Source organism: Mucilaginibacter pallidiroseus, assembly GCF_007846085.1.
In the GTDB taxonomy this organism is placed as follows: Bacteria; Bacteroidota; Bacteroidia; order Sphingobacteriales; family Sphingobacteriaceae; genus Mucilaginibacter; species Mucilaginibacter pallidiroseus.
In genome coordinates this window covers 42,030-59,757 of the sequence record NZ_VOEJ01000004.1, presented here as the reverse complement: position 1 = coordinate 59,757, position 17,728 = coordinate 42,030, and the positions used below count along the sequence as shown (strand labels likewise).

Annotated in this window: 18 protein-coding genes; 10 read left to right on the top strand and 8 right to left on the bottom strand. The window is 42.6% G+C overall.

The window, feature by feature from the left end:
• The first annotated feature begins 14 nt into the window (after positions 1–14).
• From FPZ43_RS09550 to FPZ43_RS09530, 5 genes are all read left to right on the top strand, one after another.
• Positions 15–1,766: a family 43 glycosylhydrolase gene (locus FPZ43_RS09550; RefSeq protein WP_146381696.1), complete on the top strand. Its 1,752-nt coding sequence runs from the start codon at positions 15–17 to the stop codon at positions 1,764–1,766.
• 52 nt (positions 1,767–1,818) lie between these two features.
• Positions 1,819–2,574, top strand: a complete 756-nt coding sequence (locus FPZ43_RS09545) for a metallophosphoesterase family protein (RefSeq protein ID WP_146381695.1) — start codon at positions 1,819–1,821, stop codon at positions 2,572–2,574.
• 32 nt (positions 2,575–2,606) lie between these two features.
• Entirely contained in the window at positions 2,607–3,107 is a 501-nt protein-coding gene (locus tag FPZ43_RS09540) for a hypothetical protein (protein WP_146381694.1), read from the top strand.
• Positions 3,108–3,152: 45 nt separating this feature from the next.
• Positions 3,153–4,109, top strand: a complete 957-nt coding sequence (locus tag FPZ43_RS09535) for an acetyl-CoA carboxylase carboxyltransferase subunit alpha (protein ID WP_146381693.1) — start codon at positions 3,153–3,155, stop codon at positions 4,107–4,109.
• A gap of 153 nt (positions 4,110–4,262) precedes the next feature.
• Positions 4,263–6,683, top strand: a complete 2,421-nt coding sequence (locus tag FPZ43_RS09530; RefSeq protein WP_146381692.1) for an AsmA family protein — start codon at positions 4,263–4,265, stop codon at positions 6,681–6,683.
• A 6-nt stretch (positions 6,684–6,689) separates the two neighbouring features.
• Here FPZ43_RS09530 and FPZ43_RS09525 read toward each other — a convergent pair whose 3' ends face one another.
• Together FPZ43_RS09525 and FPZ43_RS09520 are read right to left on the bottom strand one after the other, a co-directional pair.
• Positions 6,690–7,070: a transmembrane 220 family protein gene (locus FPZ43_RS09525; RefSeq protein ID WP_146381691.1), complete on the bottom strand. Its 381-nt coding sequence runs from the start codon at positions 7,068–7,070 to the stop codon at positions 6,690–6,692.
• Positions 7,071–7,148: 78 nt separating this feature from the next.
• Positions 7,149–7,373 (bottom strand): DUF4287 domain-containing protein, encoded by a 225-nt coding sequence (locus tag FPZ43_RS09520; RefSeq protein ID WP_146381690.1) that lies wholly within the window; start codon positions 7,371–7,373, stop codon positions 7,149–7,151.
• Positions 7,374–7,479: 106 nt separating this feature from the next.
• On the opposite strand from FPZ43_RS09520, the gene FPZ43_RS09515 reads away from it, so the two are divergent.
• Together FPZ43_RS09515 and FPZ43_RS09510 are read left to right on the top strand one after the other, a co-directional pair.
• On the top strand, positions 7,480–8,070 hold the full coding sequence (locus FPZ43_RS09515; RefSeq protein WP_146381689.1) for a TetR/AcrR family transcriptional regulator: 591 nt from the start codon (positions 7,480–7,482) through the stop codon (positions 8,068–8,070).
• A gap of 64 nt (positions 8,071–8,134) precedes the next feature.
• The gene (locus tag FPZ43_RS09510; RefSeq protein WP_146381688.1) at positions 8,135–8,875 is read left to right on the top strand and encodes an SDR family oxidoreductase; all 741 of its coding nucleotides are present in this window, start codon (positions 8,135–8,137) and stop codon (positions 8,873–8,875) included.
• 76 nt (positions 8,876–8,951) lie between these two features.
• On the opposite strand, the gene FPZ43_RS09505 is transcribed toward FPZ43_RS09510, so the two are convergent.
• Both FPZ43_RS09505 and FPZ43_RS09500 read right to left on the bottom strand, forming a co-directional pair.
• Positions 8,952–9,344 carry a hypothetical protein gene (locus FPZ43_RS09505; RefSeq protein WP_146381687.1) on the bottom strand — a complete coding sequence of 131 codons (393 nt, stop codon included), beginning with the start codon at positions 9,342–9,344 and terminating at the stop codon, positions 8,952–8,954.
• Between the two features lie 56 nt (positions 9,345–9,400).
• On the bottom strand, positions 9,401–10,159 hold the full coding sequence (locus tag FPZ43_RS09500) for a DUF72 domain-containing protein (RefSeq protein WP_146381686.1): 759 nt from the start codon (positions 10,157–10,159) through the stop codon (positions 9,401–9,403).
• An 85-nt stretch (positions 10,160–10,244) separates the two neighbouring features.
• Here FPZ43_RS09500 and FPZ43_RS09495 point away from each other — a divergent pair, with 85 nt between their 5' ends.
• Both FPZ43_RS09495 and FPZ43_RS09490 read left to right on the top strand, forming a co-directional pair.
• A complete protein-coding gene (locus FPZ43_RS09495) occupies positions 10,245–11,111 on the top strand; it encodes a DMT family transporter (RefSeq protein WP_146381685.1) in 867 nt (288 codons plus the stop codon).
• 175 nt (positions 11,112–11,286) lie between these two features.
• Positions 11,287–11,619 carry a hypothetical protein gene (locus FPZ43_RS09490; protein ID WP_146381684.1) on the top strand — a complete coding sequence of 111 codons (333 nt, stop codon included), beginning with the start codon at positions 11,287–11,289 and terminating at the stop codon, positions 11,617–11,619.
• A gap of 60 nt (positions 11,620–11,679) precedes the next feature.
• Here the strand turns inward: FPZ43_RS09490 and FPZ43_RS09485 are convergent, their stop codons facing one another.
• The 4 genes from FPZ43_RS09485 to FPZ43_RS09475 form a co-directional block, all read right to left on the bottom strand.
• Entirely contained in the window at positions 11,680–12,855 is a 1,176-nt protein-coding gene (locus FPZ43_RS09485) for a glycosyltransferase family 4 protein (RefSeq protein ID WP_146381683.1), read from the bottom strand.
• Between the two features lie 26 nt (positions 12,856–12,881).
• Positions 12,882–13,058, bottom strand: a complete 177-nt coding sequence (locus FPZ43_RS19275; RefSeq protein WP_186461803.1) for a hypothetical protein — start codon at positions 13,056–13,058, stop codon at positions 12,882–12,884.
• Between the two features lie 145 nt (positions 13,059–13,203).
• On the bottom strand, positions 13,204–15,576 hold the full coding sequence (locus FPZ43_RS09480; RefSeq protein ID WP_186461802.1) for a GAF domain-containing protein: 2,373 nt from the start codon (positions 15,574–15,576) through the stop codon (positions 13,204–13,206).
• 127 nt (positions 15,577–15,703) lie between these two features.
• The gene (locus FPZ43_RS09475; RefSeq protein ID WP_222430960.1) at positions 15,704–16,321 is read right to left on the bottom strand and encodes a phosphatase PAP2 family protein; all 618 of its coding nucleotides are present in this window, start codon (positions 16,319–16,321) and stop codon (positions 15,704–15,706) included.
• Positions 16,322–16,452: 131 nt separating this feature from the next.
• Here FPZ43_RS09475 and FPZ43_RS09470 point away from each other — a divergent pair, with 131 nt between their 5' ends.
• Positions 16,453–17,727, top strand: coding sequence for a Pycsar system effector family protein (locus FPZ43_RS09470; RefSeq protein ID WP_146381682.1), 1,275 nt, complete (start codon positions 16,453–16,455; stop codon positions 17,725–17,727).
• Position 17,728: the final 1 nt, after the last annotated feature.

Here is a 17,728-nt window from a genome sequence, read left to right as displayed (position 1 = left end):
ACATCCCTGCTATTATGAAAATCAGAAGTATAACAGCCATACTGTTTATCTTTTGCTGTGCTGCAGCATCGGCACAAAGCAAACGCCTCACTTACTGCAACCCGCTGAATCTTGATTACGGCTACACCCCGTTTGAAAATTTTGCAGCATGGGGCAAGCACCGCGCCACTGCCGACCCAACCATGACCTTATTTAAAGGTAACTATTATTTGTTCAGCACTAACCAATTTGGTTACTGGTGGAGCAGCGATATGCTTAACTGGAAGTTTGTAACACGCAAGTTTGTGAGGCCTTATAATGAAGTTAAAGGCGATGAACTTTGCGCTCCGGGCACCCTGGTTTTAGGCGATACCTTGCTGGTAATTGGCTCAACCTACAACAAGGATTTTACGCTATGGATGAGTACCGACCCGCGTACCGATACCTGGAAGGCGGCAAAAGACTACTTTAAGGTTGGTGCCTGGGACCCCGGCTTATTTGCCGATGACGACGGCCGCGTTTACATATATCATGGCAGCAGCAACACCCTGCCAATGTACGGGCAGGAAATTGACCGCAAAACATTTGAGCCTATTGGCCCTAAAAAGGAAATGATAAAACTGGACTGGAAGCAGCACGGCTGGGAACGCTTCGGTGAAAATAACGATAATGTTTTCCTGACTGGCTTTATGGAAGGTGGCTGGATGAATAAGCACAACGGCAAATACTATTTGCAATACGCTGCTCCCGGTACCGAAGGTCGCGGCTATGGCGACGGTGTTTACATAGGCGACAAACCCCTTGGGCCGTTTACTTATCAAAGCCATAATCCGTTTAGTTACAAACCGGGCGGCTTTGCAAAAGGAGCCGGGCATGGTGCTACCTGGGCCGATAAGTTTGGTAACTACTGGCACATATCTACCATGGTTATTGATGTTAAAAATAACTTTGAGCGCCGCATTGGGTTCTGGCCCGCCGGATTTGATGCCGATGGCGTTCTGTACACCAACACGGCCTACGGCGATTATCCGCATTACCTGTCATCAGGCAAGGAAGATCATTTAAAAAGCAACTTTACCGGCTGGATGCTGCTCAACTATAATAAACCTGTGCAGGTATCATCAACCCTTGGGGCTTACGTACCCAATCTTGCTGTAGATGAGGATATCAAAACATACTGGAGCGCCAAAACCGCGAACGCAGGCGAGTGGCTGCAAACAGACTTGGGGGAATTAAGCACCGTACGGGCAATACAAATTAACTATGCCGATCAGGATGCAACCTTCATGGGTAAATCTGCCGGTGTATATCACCAGTATAAAATAACGGCATCTGCAGATGGGAAAACCTGGCGCATGTTGGTTGATAAAAGCAAAAACAAAACCGACGTTCCGCATGATTATGTGGAACTGCCACAACCTGCAAAAGCACGTTTTTTAAGAATAACAAATATACATATGCCAACAGGCAAGTTTGCCTTATCCGGATTCCGGGTATTTGGCAAAGGGGGCGGTATGGCGCCGGATACGGTTAAAAACCTTATTGCACTACGTGGTAAAGAAGAGAACAGAAACTCATGGATACGCTGGCGACAAACAGACGGTGCGGTTGGCTACACCATTTATATGGGGACAGCTCCGGATAAATTGTACAATAACATTATGGTGTACAATGTAAACGAATACTACTTTAACGGCATGGAGAAGGGTGTGCCTTATTATTTCCAAATTGAAGCTTTCAATGAAAACGGCATTTCAAGAAGGACCAAAGTGATAAAAGTGGAATAATTACTGCCGAACATTATGTTGGCCGGGACGTTGCAATTAAAATGCAATTCCTATGAAAACCATAGCCTTTATAACAGATATACACCTTGATGAGAACCTGCTGCAGGAAAAGGGCGTAGATACCCGCAAACAATGGGAATTGCTTTTATCTGATTTGGCAACAAGAGAAATTGATCATATAGTTTTTGGTGGCGATATTGGTGCGGCCAGCGCCTACCCATGGTTCTTTAAAACCCTTAACCACTTCAATCTTAAATACATCATCGGCAATCATGATACTTTTAGCGAGGCGGCAAAATACTATATAGGCGAATTACCTGCCGGGAATGAATTATACTACTCAGAAAAAGGCAAGCATTATAAATACATTTATATGGATACCTCGGCCGGGAGCATCAGCGCTGCGCAATTACACTGGTTAAAAAACAAGCTTGTTACCGATAAGCCTGTAATATTGTTTATTCATCATCCCATTCTTGCTGTTGACACACCTATTGACAGGCAATATCCCCTGCACGGGCGGGATGAGATTGCGAACGTATTAAAAGAGATTGACGAAAAGGTTTTTGTTTTTTGCGGCCACTATCATATGGAAGATATTTTGCAAAGTGACAATATCACCCAGATCATTACTCCTGCATCGTCATACCAAATTGTTAAACAGGCAAAAGATCTGGAATTTGATAATACAACTTTTGGTTACTGCATTTTACAACTATCGGCCTTCAAAATACAAACACAAGTGGTGATGAGCCGTAACGGCAAATTTGAGGCAGATACTATGAATACTTTTCACTTGGCGCACTAACTGCTGCTAATTTTGCACCTACACTTGCACATATGTACAAATACCTTTTAGTAACACTTTCATTCCTCTATACAGTTACAGCTTACGCACAAACAGCCGACAGCTTGCTAAAACCATCGCCTGTAAAAACGTTATCGGCCAGGCAATACAATGCACTATTAAATGGAGAGGACCAGCACAACATGGGTTTAGTAGCCGATATAAATGGTTACCCCCTACCGGCTAAGGCATTGAAATATAAAAAGGAAATTGACCTGAGCTCAGTACAAACTGCCGCCATAAGTAAGCTAAACACCGCTTTGATATTTAAAAAGAAGGAAATGGGCACCTTTATTATCCGCAATGAGCGGGCTATGGACAGCCTTTTCAGGTTAAAAAAACTAAACGACGGAATAATTATTTATTATACCAATCGCTATGGGTTGTACCAGGGCGAACTCCGCAACGCTATTTTACAGGCGGCTTTTGCCACCTGGAAACAGCTTTCGCAACCGCAAATCAAGAAGTTACAAGCATTCAAAAATGATAATTGATAATATGCCATTTGATTTTTTTAATTTAGCGGCCGGGAAAATTATATGAAGATTACATTTGATTTTGAGAAACCACTGGCAGAGCTCCAGGGGCAGATAGAAAAAGTTAGGCAGGTTGAAGAAAAAAACAAGCTTGATATGTCTGCAACAATAGCCGAATTAGAGGCTAAAATGGAAGAGGCCAAAAAAGAGATATACGGCAACCTTACCGGCTGGCAAAAGGTACAAATATCCCGCCACCCCGAGCGGCCTTATACGCTGCAGTATATCGAGCTGATGTGCGATGATTTTATTGAGCTGCATGGCGACCGTACCGTGGGCGACGATAAAGCAATCATTGGCGGTTTTGGTACAATAAATGGTGAAACAGCCATGTTTATAGGCCATCAAAAAGGCAGAAACACAAAAGAGCGCCAATACCGTAACTTTGGCATGGCCAATCCCGAAGGTTACCGTAAAGCCCTCAGGCTTATGAAAATGGCCGAGAAATTCGGCAAGCCAATCATCACTTTGATAGATACACCTGGAGCATTCCCGGGCCTGGAAGCTGAGGAGCGTGGCCAGGGTGAAGCTATTGCACGCAATTTACTGGAAATGGCAGTACTTAAAGTACCTGTTATTTGCGTAGTAATTGGCGAAGGCGCATCGGGCGGTGCATTGGGTATAGGTATCGGTGACAAGGTGTTGATGCTTGATAACTCATGGTACTCAGTTATCTCTCCGGAGAACTGTTCAACCATCCTGTTCAAAACATGGGAACAGAAAGAGCGTGCTGCCGAAATGCTTAAGCTAACATCAACAGAAATGTTGAAGAATAAGCTGATTGACGGTGTTATAAAAGAACCGCTTGGTGGCGCTCATCAAGACCCTATTGCAATGGCGGCTACACTTAAAAAGCAATTGCTTAAAGATCTTAAATCACTTGGCGAACGCAACATTGACGAATTGGTTGCCGAGCGTATAGACAAATTCTGCAACATGGGTGTTGTATTGGAAGATTAGTCTGTTTGATATATTATTTAAAGGCAACCTCAAAAGGGTTGCCTTTTTTGCTACGGTAAACTTTGGCAATGATAATTACGCTGAAACGCTCTTAATCATTACCCTGTAAATCAAACAAAAATCAGCGTTTATATATTACCCTTAAAAAACATTATGCCACGCTGGTTAAAAGTTATTTTGTACGTTATAGGTTCGCTCATATTGCTTTTTATAATAGCAATAGTAGGTGCCAGCATATACATCAGTTACAACAAAGCCAAAGTGCTTAAAATGGTGAATGAGCAACTGGATAAAAGTGTGGACGGCACCCTGGTTATTGGCGACATGAAGCCTAACTTTTTCAAGGGCTTTCCTGACGTATCTCTTGGCCTTGCCAACGTAACCGTACGCGATAAAAAATACGACCAGCACAAACACACCTTGCTTGATGCTAAAAACCTGGATGTTTCCATCAACACCATGGCCCTGTTCAGGGGCACCATTGATGTTAACCACATAACCATCAGCAACGCAGCTATTGATTTATTTACCGATAGCACGGGCTATAGCAACACTGCAGTATTTAAAAAAGATAACAAGCAGGTAAAAGACAATCCATCAGAAAGTAGCTCGGCAACACAACTTAAAAAATTTACCCTTCGCGATGTAAGCTTTACAGTAGATAACCAGCAAGCCAATAAGCTATTTAAATTTGACGTAAATGGCCTCAACGGTAACATGGCCTACCCGGATACCGGCTGGCGCGCCAGTTTCCACCTGGATGTTATGGCCAAAAGCATGGCCTTTAATACTAAACGCGGCAGCTTTATAAAAAACAAGAAGCTCGACGGGGATTTTGTTGCAGGTTATAACGAGGATAACGGCCGCATAAGCATACAGGCAAAGCCTTTAAATATTGGTGGCGACGGTTTTAATGTAAACGCAGTGTTTAATACATCAAAAAAACCGTCGGAGTTTTCTATACACCTGGCCAACGATAAATTGCTTTGGCGCCACGCTTCGGCATTACTTGCAAAAAATATAACGCAAGTTTTAAATCAGTACGATCTTAAAAACCCTATTGCTGTTACAGCTAATATTTCGGGCAGTTTTGGCGGAGGCGAGCCGCTATTGTATGTAACTGCAAAAACCAATGGCAATTTGCTTACAACACCCGGTGTGGAAATAACAGACTGTAACTTCAGCGCATTCTTCAGCAATCACTTTGAAAAGGGCCGCGAAGCAGGCGACGAAAATTCGGTAATTCAGTTTACCAACCTAAGCGGGCAATACAACCACCTGCCATTTAAGTCGGACACCGTAAGCATTGTAAATCTTGCAAAGCCGGTAGCAACGGGCAACTTTAAATCAAGCTTCCCATCTGCAGATATCAATTACTTTTTTGATGATAACGTGGCGAAATTTGCCAATGGCTGGGTTGATATGAATTTACGGTACCGCGCCAATGTTATCGATTACAAATTTAACAAGCCATTTGTTCAGGGTGCTATCAATTTCAGGAATACAGATATCAATTACTTCCCTCGTAATCTGCTGCTGAAAAAAACATCGATGTCGTTAAACTTTGTTAAAGAAGACCTGATAATTAAAAACGTACACCTGCAAAGCGGCAAAAGTATTGTTGATATGGAAGGGCGCATCAATAACTTTTTAAACCTTTATTACACCTCGCCAGAAAAAGCACTGCTTACCTGGCAAATACGCAGTCCGCAATTGTATTTAAACGAGTTTTTAGGCTTTCTGGGAGCTGCAAAGGGCGCCCCGCCTAAACGTGCTCCGTCCAAACAAAGCAGCAATGTGATAGACCAGTTGGCTACCGTGCTGGAGCTTGGCCAGGCCCAGGTGCACATGCAGGTTGACAGGCTTTCTTATAAAAAGTTCCTGGCCACCCAAACGCGTGCCGATTTGCTTACCACGCCCGACGGGATCATTATAAAAAATGCAGGCCTTAAAACGTCTGGAGGTACCATGAGCATGAGCGGTAAGCTTACACAGGGAAAAGTGAATAAGTTTGCATTAAATACAACCATTAGCCACGTTAATACCCGTGAATTTTTTGCGGCGTTTAATAATTTCGGAATGACGGATTTTACATCTGATAACTTCAGGGGCATCCTGTCTGCAAAGACTAATATTACAGGCTTGGTTACAGATGCGGCAGCACTTGTCCCTAAATCAATTTATGGTACACTTGATCTCAACTTGCAGGATGTAGCACTTATCGACTTCAAACCTATAACCGGCATAGGAAAATTTGCATTTCCGTTTCGAGATGTTAAGCACATCACCATACCTGTGCTCGATGCGCATTTTAACGTGCAGGGCGATAAGGTAATTGTAAAGCCGATGCAGTTAAACTCAAGCGTTTTAAATATGGACCTGGAGGGTGTTTACGGGTTTGATCGTGGTACTGATATAGCTGTTGACATTCCGCTGCGTAACCCAAAAAACGATTCGGAAATTGCCGATCCTGTGGAGCGCGAAAAGAAACGCATGAAGGGCATTGTGCTGCACATTCGTGCACATGAAGAAGAAGGAAAGCTAAAATTCGGTTGGAACAAAAACCATAAATAAGTGGCTTTAAACCACCAATTTTTGTTGTCTGCTTTTTATCCAGTTTACGGCCAATACAACAATTAAAATTACCAAGCCAAAAAACTCCCGGCTTTCTTCAATCCAAGGCTTTTGTGCTTTCATGGTTTGCACCATGCTATCGTCGCTGTGTGCCGTTAGCCAATTAATCACGCCTGTTTTATCAAAAAGCAGATAGGCAGCATAAACGGTGTAAACAACTATTCCCGCAAAGTAAGCTTTGGGAACGTAATTGCCGCGTGCAGCAAGGTAGCATAGCGCTGCCGCATATAAATAAATCGGCATCCACACATAAGGGTCGGGATCGTTATATTGCAGTGCAGCAAACAGAATGAACAGTACGCAAAATATGATATTAAAAATCTTCATGAGCAATTGATCATGCAACGTAGCTGGATCACCCTATGCAGTTAGGGCTCGTTAAGTTAAGAGATAGATGAGCCTCATTTATTCGCTATCCTCGTTTTTGATACCCTTGAGCAAAGCATAAATTGCCATGGCATGGCCGTGGCCCAATTCAAAATCGTCCTTGAGCCACTTTGTTATATCACCTGCTTTTGCAACTAATTCGCCGCTTTTGGTAAAACCCTTTTCTTCGGCAAGTTTCCTAAAATCTGCAGGGCCTTTGCCTGTTTTTTGATTGATTGTTTTGAGGTAGCCTTGGAATGACATATAATTCAATTTATTGATTACCCTAAGGTCGGCAAATGTCATCATTAAAACACAATCACACTTATCTCTTTTTTAAGACCGAACGGTCGCTATATTTGTTTCGTCGATGAAAAAAGCAGAACGTACACGGCAATTTATAATTGAGCAATCGGCTCCTTTATTTAACACTAAGGGGGTGGCCGGCACTGCTATGAGCGATGTTATGGAAGCTACTAAAATGGCAAAGGGTGGTTTATATGGCCACTTCGAAAGCAAAGACGAGCTATCCTACTCCGTTGTTGATTATTGCTTAACCAAGTTTAGCGATTGCTTAAATGCATCGCTTTGCAGGCAAAAAACAGCCAAGGAAAAGCTGGTTGCTTACATCGATTTTTTTAAAGATCCGCAGAATCCTTTAATTGATGGCGGATGCCCGATGATGAATTTTGGCATGGAAGCCGATGATACTATGCCTGCTATAAAAGTACGCGTGCGCAAAGGTATTGACTGTGCAATCGACTTTATTACGGGTATTATAAATGATGGCATTAAAGCCGGAGAATTTATTGGCGACTGGAACGCTAACGAGTTTGCGCTAAAGGTTTTTGCCATGCTTGAGGGCGGCACTTTAATAGCCCGTGTAAAAGGTAACAACCAACAAATGGCTATTATTGTGGAAATGCTTAAAACCGAAATTGAACAACATACTAAAAAGTAAATTTTTTTAACTTAAAAAAGACCGATTGGTCTATTTAGTAATCATACAATTAAACAAAACAACAATGAGCAATCAAAAAGTAGCCTTAATAACAGGCGCAAACCGCGGCTTAGGATTTGAAACCGCAAAACAACTTGGCCAGCAAGGTGTAACAGTAATTATTGCAGCACGAACTACCGATAAAGCACAGGAAGCTGCTGAGAAATTAAAACAAGATGGCGTTGATGCTTACGGTATTCAACTTGATGTAACCAACAAAGCGCATTATCAACCTGCAGTTGATTACATAACTGATAAATTTGGCAAACTGGATATTCTTGTAAACAATGCCGGTGTAGGCCCTCAGGACTGGACCATCGGTGAACTCAAAGTATCGACCACAACCACTGAGGAACTTGAATATGTATTTAATACAAATCTGTTCAGTTTGGTAGCACTTACCAGGGAATTGCTGCCGCTTATCAAAAAGAGCGATGCGGGCCGCATTGTAAACCTATCAAGCATATTGGGGTCGCTAACATTGCATTCGCAACCCGATAGCCCTATTGCAACATCTAAAACCTTATCATACGATGCATCAAAGGCTGCTTTGAATGTGTTTACTATCCATTTAGCGGCAGAACTGAAGGACACTAACATCAAAGTAAATTCGGTACATCCGGGCTGGGTTAAAACAGATATGGGTACAGATGCTGCTCCTATGGAAATTACCGACGGCGCAAAAACCAGCGTGCAACTTGCATTATTAGGTGCCGACGGCCCAACCGGACGCTTTATACACCTTGGCGAAGAATTACCTTGGTAATCCACAATATGTTGTAAAAAGGAAAGCCATCCGCTATTTGCAGATGGCTTTTCCATATTATATGATGGATTGATTATTATTTTCCTGCAGCCGCCTTTTTAGCCTGCCTTCTTTCTTTCATCTTCTCAATCATTTTGGCTTTCATATCATCGTACGTTTTTTGTTGCGTAGCGTTTAATACGGCCTTTAAATCTTTATCGGCGCCTTCCATTATCGTTTTGCGGGCAGCCATTTTTTGCTTACGATCGGCAGTTGTCTTGTTTGCTTTAAGGCTGTCTATTTGGGTAGCACGCTTCAATAAAATAGTATTTACCTTAGCTTGCTGGTCTGCCGTAAGCGTTAATTTCTTGGTAAGCACTTTTGTATAGTGCTGTGCTTTCTGTTCGGGTGTTTTCTTTGTTTTGGCTTGTGCATTAGCCATTACGCCGATGCCGGCCACAAACAATATCATTAACATTAACTTTTTCATGCTCTTTGTTTTTAATTTTATCTATTGACAGCTGCCGCTTGCTTTGGTTTAATCACTTAGCCGCTTAAGTCTGTAACATATTTGTTAAGCGTTATCAGGTTATGTACCGCATCGCCGGCTGTATTATTAAAGTAGGTGTAAACGGTTTTGCCATCGGCCAGCCAGTCGGTAATGTAGCCGGCATATTCGTATAAAAAGTCATCCTCGTAGCCTCCACGATAATTGCCCGTTGGGCCATGAAATCGCAGGTAAATAAAACCTGCATCGAAGCTCACAATAGGGCTCAATGATGCAGGCATATCATGTAAAACCATTGTTGCTCCATAATTATTAAGCAGCTCATAAGTTTCTTTTAGATACCAACTGTTGTTCCGAAACTCCACAGCTACATCCCAATTACCTTGCGTGTTGTGTACCTGGACGGCTGCTAGTAATGCATCTAACTGACCGATAGTTGATACCGCTGTGCTTGGCGGCAATTGAATAAGCAAGCTTCCCCGTTTTGAACTTTGATTGATAACAGCCATAAAACGGCCAACGTCATCGGCGTTAAACAGCAATTGCTTGTTATGGGTAACGTCTTTAAGTAGTTTGTAGGTAAACTTAAAATTAGCGGGTACCTCACCGTCCCATTTTACAAGCGTTTTGGCATTAGGCATCTTGTAAAAAGAACTATTAACCTCCAAGCTGTTAAATAACGATCCGTAGTACGTTAAACGGCTTTTATCCTGAAACGCTTGCGGGTAATAACTTTTGTTTGGCACCGGCAGCACCAAACCGCTTGTACCTGCATAATACTTCCCCACTTGCACCATACTCCGTTTTGTTTTATTAAGATAAGCCGCCCGTAAAGTTTTTTGTTTTATAGCCAATGTGCATAATGATTATATTTTTGCGCCTATGTTAAGGAAAATAGCGCCGGGTTTAACTTTTAGTATTTTATGGGCTTCGGGCGCGGTTGCCGTAAAATTCGGCATTCGCTCTGCGGATGCCCTGATGCTGGCTTCCATACGATTTATTTTAACAGGCATCATCTTTTGCCCATACTTTTTATACATCAAAAAAGAGCGATTCTGGCCTTATAAAAGTGAGTGGAAAAGCATTTTTATTTATGGCATATTGTGTACCACCCTCACGTTGGGTACTTTCTTTGCCGCCCAGGCCTATTCATCTGCAGGTATAAGCATGCTGTTTATTGCTGTGGCGCCTTTGCTGATTGCGCTGCTATCATCAATTGTTTTAAAACGCAAACTTACCCGTTATGAAATTGCAGGTATGGTTATAGCCTTTAGTGGTTTGGTGTTAACGTCCGCAGCTGCACTGCCCAACGCCAGCATAAAACCGCTGGGCATCTTATTACTCCTTATATACATTACGGCGTATGCTTTAAGCAGTGTGTACTTCTCTACCATTAAATTGCAGATGAAAAATTCGGTATTTAATGTGTGGCAGGTTTTTATAGGCGGCATTGTACTACTACCTTTTTGCCCCTTGTTTGGGCAGGCACATATAAGCCGTTTTGATGCAAACCTTGTTTTAGTATTGCTTTGGCTAATATTCATACTATCTTTTATTGCTAACCAGCTTTGGCTTTACCTAATTGGTGTAGACCCGGTAGCTGCAGGGACATGGCTTTATTTAACGCCGGTGTTTGGCTATGCATACGGCTACTTCATTTTGGGCGAACCTATTACAATTTGGTCCATCCTTGGCGCCATTCTGGTGGTAATAGGCCTCGTGTTTTCTAAGCGGAAAGAGGTTGTGTAAATGTTTACAATACGCTAATAAACATATTAGTGTGAGGCCTGTTGTGATGATAAATAGATCAAACGATTAACATAAACAATGTTAAGATTATCAGCCTATTACAACTGTTGTTAACATAAAAATAACATTGAATTGGTTTTAGCTTAACATATCTTTGCGATAGCAAAATTTATATATGAAATCTAAACAAGCCAAACAACTAATTAAAGCCGCGCGCAAAACAGCAAAAGAGAACATCCAGGCCAGCCTTATTGCTAACCTTACCGAAACAATTGGTAAAGCCGGTCATGGATCGAAAAAGTTAGATAAGAAAATTATAAAAGGAGCTAAACTGTTAGCTAAAAAATTAGCTAAAGACCTTGTAATAGACGGCGGTGCTGTAGCCGTTGAGCAGGACAAAGCAGAAGCTGCAAAAACTGAGCAAAAGGCTGCTGTTGTAGTGAAACCTAAAAAGGCAGTAGCTAAGAAAGACGGGACAGAGTTACCGAGTGTTGAAAGCCCAAGCTAATTGATATTTTACCTCCCCGGCAGTTGCATGCGTCATAAAGCCATGCATTGCCGGGGACTTTTAGTTGGCAGCTAGTTGCAGAACAGGTTGTGCTGCCAGTGTTTCTATATCTTCAAAATATTCTGCGGCAAGGCTATCCCAGCTTAAGTTTTTACAGTACTGCAGCCCGTTTTTTATAAACAGCTTGCGTAGGGGTGCCGAGGTTAACACAAGTTGTAACTTATCTGCAAACTCGGTTGCATTGTAAGGGCTGCACTTAAAGCCGTTAATTCCCTGCTCAATAAAATCTGCCGAGCCGCCACCATTTGCTATTACGCAAGGCAGGCCGGATGCCATGGCCTCCACAACTACATTGCCGTATGCTTCAGAATCTGACGGGAACAAAAACACGTCGGCAGATGCGTATAGTGCTGAAAGCTGCTCATGATTTACTTTACCCAAAAACACTGCATTGGGCATGTTTTCCTCACAAGCTTTGCGTGCAATGCCATCGCCGGCTATCACAAAATTTACTGCTGGGCCGCGTTCCTGCATCAAATGGTATATGTCAAAAAGCGTTTGCAAATTTTTCTCCCACACCAGGCGGCTTGCAAATAATATGGTTGGATTATTGTTACCCGTGAGCCGACGCATTAAACCAACATCGCGCTTTTGCGGCGAAAACAACGAAGTGTCAATTCCGCGTTTCCATATACGCATACGGTAGTCATCTATGCCAATAACAAGTAATGCTCCCTTTATACTCTCGCTGGCTACATAAACCTTATCGCACTGGTTATAAAAAGTTTTATGGCTGTCTTCCATACGGTGCCTCACCTTTTTTACCAGGAATGGCGTATGCCGCAAGTAATAATCAATGTACGACAGGAAATGTGTGTGGTAAATACTTATAACAGGCAAGTAATTACTAGCAGCGTATTGCAACCCAAAGTTACCCAGTAACGATGGTGTGGATATGTGCACAACATCGGCCCCAAAATCATTAAGGCTGCGCTTAAGTCGTGTTTGGGCCAGCACAGGCAATGCAATAGTATAATTGGTATTGATTGGTAATACTACCGATGGCACCTTTAAGCTTTGAAAGCCCTCGATCTCATCGGGCCCGGCACCGTAAATAAAAAGGTAGTCAAAACGTGTTTTATCAATACGATTTATAAGCTGGTACATAGTGCGCACAGCACCATCAAAATCGCCGGTTAGTATATCAGCAAAAAAGGCAACCTTAATTTTTTTCATATAGGCGGATGCAAAAAGATCCGGCTTTAAGAGGTAACCATTCCGCGCGGCCGTTTACGTACCTTGCGGCTAAGTTGCGATGATGTGCTTTTACTGATTGCCCCGCCCGTGCCGGGCTTATGCATGGCCAGCCATATTACAAACCCGGCTATGGCCAGCATTGCTAAATCAAGCGTACTATATTCCATGTCCTTACCTTTCAAAGTTTGATCTTCTCAAAGCTAAAAACCCTGTATGATAGTAATGTTAAGTAGAGATTATCGAATAGTAGCACCAGCAATTCATGCAAAAAGTAGTTATATAAAAGCCCGCAGTGTAGCTGCAGGCTTCCAATAAATATCAATTTGATTAAGCTAAATGATTTGCCTGCTCAAGCAAAAGCTCATCATAACTGTAAAACTTTTTGGGTGGCAGGCTATTGTTGTAAAGAAGCTTTACACGTATAGCTTTTAAGCCCGACACGCCCTGCAGATCTTCAACTTCCAGCATTTCCACCTCGTCGCCAAATAGATGTTTGGCCTGTAAAAAGCGTATATAGTTGAGGTACTCTACCTCTTCTTCATGATTGGCGTAAACGATGGTAATTTTGCCGGTAGTAGTAAGGCGCTCGCTTGTATTTTTTATAAAAGCCTTGTCGATACGTTTTTTAACGATCTCGAACCTTGCATTGTACGAGCCATCCACATCAAAACGCTTTTCGTCCATCCGGAAACGGATAGATATTGGCGTGCTGAAAGATAATATCAATGATGTAACATCCAACGGGTAAGGTAAAGATTCGCGTACAAAACGGTGTTCCATCTCCATCTGGCAAATAACCTGCAATTGCCACAGGCGCAGGTTGTACAAATAATTAACGTCATACTTTCTCGACGGGGTGATAGATGCCCCAATGTAAAGGTTATGCTCTACCCCATCCGTTTTAAAGCGTTCGTAATAATGCGGAAATACCGTTTGTACTTCAAACTGAGCCACATCAAGTAAATTGGCCATGCGGCTATTGATAAGACTTACGGTTTCCTCATACTTGCGGCGGTTGTGATGATAATCGCCGTTTTTGGCAGCGTGTTTGAAATACCCGCTGATTGCCAGCCTTAAATTGCCTGGTAAATCAGTTGCATCTTTTAAAAGCGGGTGTATGTAAGTATCCAGGTAATGCAGCACGTTTTGCTCGGTATCGGCACGCAGGGTACCTTGCACATCCATCACCAACTCTTGCAAGGCATGAACATGATTGCTGATATTGCTATTACCGCGTTGCGCCTGCACCTGCTCAACAAGCGGAATCAATGCCGTGAGCTGCCCCTGCAAATCCAGCTGCAGGCTGGCATTGCGGGCGTCTGAAGACCCTTTAATATCCACCTGACCGTACAAGGGATAAACATCGTCAAAAACAATTTCTTTTATATTGGCCGACCTGCGGTTTAGCCGGTTTTTAAGGAAGTTGAACGCCTCTTTCTCAAATTTCCAGTAAACGCTGGGGTGTATGGTAGTGTATTCATTTTGAATAACGGCCTGTACCTGGTTCTGTATGTCGGTTATCTTTTTGTCAATAGCATCAACAATGTAAGGCAGCACTACATTAAGCTGATTTGCATTTATACTGTTAAGCTCGCCCTTACGCCGCGACACCAACTCGATAACGCCCAGCATGCCGTTATTTTTTACGATTGGAGCCAGTATAAAACTCTGTACGCCTTGTTCAGCAAAGCGCCAGGCCATAACATTGCTACGATCCTGCGCCAGATATTTATCAACGTCAGACACGGCAAAGAACTGGCGATTTTCCATAAGCGACTTAAGTGCGCCCTGGCATAAATGATCAAAACTTTCCTCCTCAACATTACCGGCAAGCAGGTAGCTTTTCATGTTTGGCTTAAAGCCTGCTACCATAAATGTACTTTCGCTATTGTTTACGGCAGTAAAGCCCACATGCAGGTCAGATATCCTGTATATCGAGCGGAATACGTTTACCACATTATCGCGCACATCGTCGCCGTAGCTTACATTAAGCAACGCGCCCTTTAAAGATGATACTGCGTTCTCTACCGTTGCATCATACATATTGATAATGGCAAAACCCTTCATTATCCAACTGTCTTTTGGGAAGTATTTTTTCCAAAGGTCCAGGTCGTCAAAATTATCCCGCAGCAGTTCAATATCTGCAGGCGTAATTTTGGGCGCATCGGCAGTAGGTATCAGTTCCATATAATCCGCATTATATAAAATGCGGTAATGTTTCATTACACCATTGGCATCGGGAATATCATAAAACAAAGGCCTCGAAAAATTAAAGTGGCCATCATAAAATTCGTTTAAAATAAGGCAGCAGGTGTATATATAGAGTTCGTGTTCATCAAAGTCACGGATCACAATATCAAACACCGACCCTGAGGCTTTAATGATATTTTGAAGGCGTTTTGTAGGATTGAAAAGTATATCCTGAAAAGGTATCGTTATTGCCTTAATTTCATTGTAAGTAAGCGCTTCGGGGAAAAGAGGAGCCAGCAATCTTTGTATAACATCTGCCAATTCCTCAAGCTTGGCGGTATCTTCAATACCGTCTCGCAGTTCGGGATACTGGTCAATTTCTTTCAGCAAATTTGCAGCTTCGGCCGCAACTGCTCCTGTCCCAGCGGCGGTTGTTTCCAGGTGCTCGATAAGCAAATGGAAAGATATGCGCAGTTGAAAAGGATTATTGGTAAATTGCTTCAGATTCATTTATAGTTTATTCGCTTAGGGGCCAATTAATTATAATGCAAATTTAAGCAATATTAATTCGCTTGAAATAAGGCCCTATTATTTTGACTTTAGATAGAAGATACTGCACTGATGTTACAATTTTATGTTACCGGCGTATTAGGGGATCAAGCAAAAAAGCACTGCCAACACCGAGCGCTGTACCCGCGGTAACATCTGAGGGGTAGTGCACCCCCAAATACATACGCGAGTAAGCTACCGAGCCTGCCCAAAGCATAGAGGGTGCTATAACATACCATTTAGGATAAGCCTTTGATAACGCCGTTGCTGTAGCAAAGGTTGTTGACGCATGTCCCGAAGGAAAAGAAGTACTGCCTGCCCTGTAAACGGGTATGATACGCACGTTTTGTACAAAGGGCCTTGGTCTTTTAACGATGTGCTTCAGCAACAGCATTACCCCGTATGATACGGCAGTACTGCTGGCTACGTACAAGGCGTTTTCACGCATTTGCGCATCGTTGCGTATAATGCCACCGGCAAGCAATGCGGCGGGCACGCCTATGTCGCCGTACTTGTATGATCTTGACAGGAACAGCATGATATTGGTTTGCTGCGGCGTGCGGTTTTCGGCAAGGTTTAGCATCACTCTGTCATCAAACTGTTGAATTGCTGACTGGCCATAACACGCTGTACTAAAAAAAGCAAAAACAAGTAACTGTATCACAAACAAATGCTTCAGCAAAGCCGTATTATAGCGTGTCTTCATATATATGGGGCTTATATTTTTAATTTTATATTTATACGATAATTATACGAAAGTAGTATTATTTACTTTCGGTAAAGCAAGCCCCCGGCAATAATGCTTTGGCCGTTGTAAAGGGCACACAACACTAACCCATGAATTACAATCAATTATTAAAACAGGTTAAAGAATATGTAAACGCATATTATAAGAACCATAATGACGACCGGCTGGTTTACCACTGCAAGGACCACACCGAGGACGTTGTAAAAGCATCTGTAAAAATTGGCAACCACTACCAGCTAAACGATCACGATTTCTTTGTGGTACAGGCTGCAGCCTGGTTTCATGACCTGGGTTACATGATTGATGTAAATGACCATGAAACCGAAAGCAGCAAACTGGCCGAAACTTTTTTAAAGCAGCATGGCGTTGAAGAACCGGTAATAAATGATGTGAAAGATTGCATAATGGCCACACGCATGCCGCAACAGCCCAAAAATCTTTTACAGTCTATTTTATGTGATGCCGACCTTTTCCACTTAGGTACCGACGACTTTGCCAAGAAAGATAAAAGGCTTTTTAAGGAATTTAAATTACTTCAATCCATTGACCTGACAAAGAACGAGTGGCGCCGCAAAAGCATTCAATTTTTACAATCCCACCGGTACCATACCGATTATTGCCAGGTGCTGCTAAACAGTGGCAAGGAAGCAAACATAAAAGCGCTCCAGTTGAAAGTTGACGAGAAAGATGCTGAGCTTGAGGCTGAACAAAAGAAGGACATAAAACCAATTGTTAAGCCGGTTGCCGCAGCTGCAAATGAAGACGACGATGATGAGGATGATATGCCCATGCCCTTCAGCGACTCTAAAAAGAAGAAGGACAGGCCCGATAAAGGTATCGAAACCATGTTCCGCATCAGTTCAAGCAACCACCAGCGTCTGAGCGATATGGCCGATAATAAGGCGCACATCATGATAACGGTAAACTCCATTATCCTTTCGGCGGTTATCAGTTTGCTGCTGCGTAAGCTTACAGAGTATGAGTACCTGGCTATTCCTACATTTATACTATTAAGTATAAGCTTATTGGCTATGACGTTTTCTATACTTGCCACCCGCCCATCTATACCCACAGGTGAATTTGAAAAGGCCGATATCGACGAGAAAAAGGTAAACCTGCTTTTCTTTGGTAACTTTTACAAAATGCCCCTGGAAGACTATGCCTACGGCATGGTTAAAATGATGGAAGACAAAGAGTTTTTATATGGCAGCCTAATACGTGACGTTTACGCCCAGGGCGTTGTGCTGGGCAAAAAATATCGCCTGCTAAGGGTAGCATACAATGTATTTATGTTCGGCCTTATTGCATCCGTTATTGCATTTATTGTAGCATCAGTTTTATACAACAGTAAAGGACATAAATAAT